At 69.7% G+C, this 1687-nt stretch carries 2 protein-coding genes; both read left to right on the forward strand.

Annotated elements, in window-relative coordinates; all coding sequences use genetic code 11:
* The first annotated feature begins 336 nt into the window (after nt 1–336).
* Complete coding sequence (locus ACG04R_RS28385) at nt 337–1563, forward strand: ROK family transcriptional regulator (protein WP_394418179.1); 1227 nt, start codon at nt 337–339, stop codon at nt 1561–1563.
* On the forward strand, nt 1563–1687 hold a 125-nt coding region (locus ACG04R_RS28390; RefSeq protein WP_394418182.1), incomplete at its 3' end, for an FGGY family carbohydrate kinase. The genes ACG04R_RS28385 and ACG04R_RS28390, both read left to right, overlap by 1 nt.

Consider the following 1687-nt stretch of genomic DNA (forward strand, 5'->3'; position numbering starts at 1 on the left):
GGTCTTCGTGGACTTCGATGGCATAGGCCTCGGCCGCGTAGTGCGCGGCCACGCCCGGCTGCAGCATCCACTGTCCGTCTGTGAACTTCATGGGGGGTGGTTCCTGGTTGTCTCCGATGCGCCGGCAGCTGTGCCGGCCTCGTTCATTGGGATCGTTGTCTTGCTCGTCGCCCGGTTCGGACGATGGCTGGCCTGACCACGTGAGGCCCGGCGCAGCGTCATCTTCGGCGGAGTGTTGTGTTTTGCGCTAGGGGCTTTCACCCAATTTACTTCGTGCAACGGTCGAACTAATATGCTCCAAAACCTGATCTACAGGGCATAACCAGGAGACAACGCTTGCAGGCCGAAGCCGCCGGTAGCCAACAGCTGCTCAAGGTCATCAACCGCATGGCCCTGGTCAGGCACCTCTGTGCCAACCCGGGGCTGTCGCGTGCCGACCTCGCGGGCGCCGTTGGCCTGACCAAATCCACCGTCAGCCTGCTCGTGCGCGAGCTGGTCAACGAGGGCTGGCTGGCCGAGAGCGAAGTCGTCGCCACGGGTGACCTGGGCCGCCGCCCGACGCCGCTGTTCATCGACCCGGGCCGCCTGCTGCTGCTGGGCGCCGAGGTGGGCATCGAGTCCGTGCGCGTCGTCGCCACATCGCTGACCGGCGACATCAAGGCCAGCGCCGTCGCCAACTACGGCGCCAGCCGCACCGCCAAGGCCTGCATCGCCAGCCTGGCCGCCGTGCTGCTGAAGCTGCGCAAGCAGCTGGACGCCGCGCAGCAGATCCTGGGCATCGGCGTGGGCCTGCCGGGCGGCGTCAACGAGGCCCGCGGCGTGCTGAACTTCGCCCCCAACCTGGGCTGGCGCGACATCCCCTTCGGCGCCTTGCTGGGCGAGAAGCTGCAGGGCACGGCGCTTGCCGGCGTCGCGCTCTTCATCCAGAACGAGGCCGATGTCGCCGCTCTGGGCGAGCTGGAGTTCAACCCGTCGCCGGCCTCCGACCCGCTGCTCTACGTCTCCATCAACCAGGGCCTGGGCGCCGGCGTCATCGTCGGCGACCGGCTGCTGACCGGCAGCCGTGGCTTCGCGGGCGAAGTGGGCCACATGGTGCTGCAGCTCAACGGCCCGCGCTGCTCCTGCGGCCGCCGCGGCTGCGCCGAGGCACTGATCGCGACGCGCGCCATGCTGGGCACCGGCGACGGCGAGCCCGCGCTGCGCTCGCTGGCCGAGGTGCGCGCCCACCTGGTGGACGAAGACGCCGAGACGCTGAAGGCCGTCAACTCCGCCGGCCGCAACCTCGGCGTGCTGCTGCAGAACCTCGCCACCGCCTACGACCCCGGCTGCATCGTGCTGGGTGGCTCGGTGGTCGAGCTGGGCGAGCCCTTCCTGAAGCCGGCGCTGGACATGCTGCTGGACTACGCCGCCGCCGCCAACCTGCCGCCGCCCTCCGTGCGCACGTCGCGCTTCGGCGCCAACGCCGTTGCCGTGGGCGCCGCCGCGCTGGCGCGCTACCGACTCACCCGCCCTGCGTTGCCGCTGGCCGACACGGGCGTCACTCTCACCGAGGAAACCGCCTGATGTATCTGGGCATTGATCTGGGCACGTCCGAAGTCAAGCTGCTGCTGCTGGACGGCACGGGCCGCATCGTCGGCACGGCCGGCAGCGCGCTGACGCTGTCCAGTCCCGAGCCGCTGTGGTCTGA

Origin of the sequence: Pelomonas candidula (assembly GCF_043555985.1) — a bacterium.
Taxonomy (GTDB): Bacteria; Pseudomonadota; Gammaproteobacteria; order Burkholderiales; family Burkholderiaceae_C; genus Pelomonas; species Pelomonas candidula.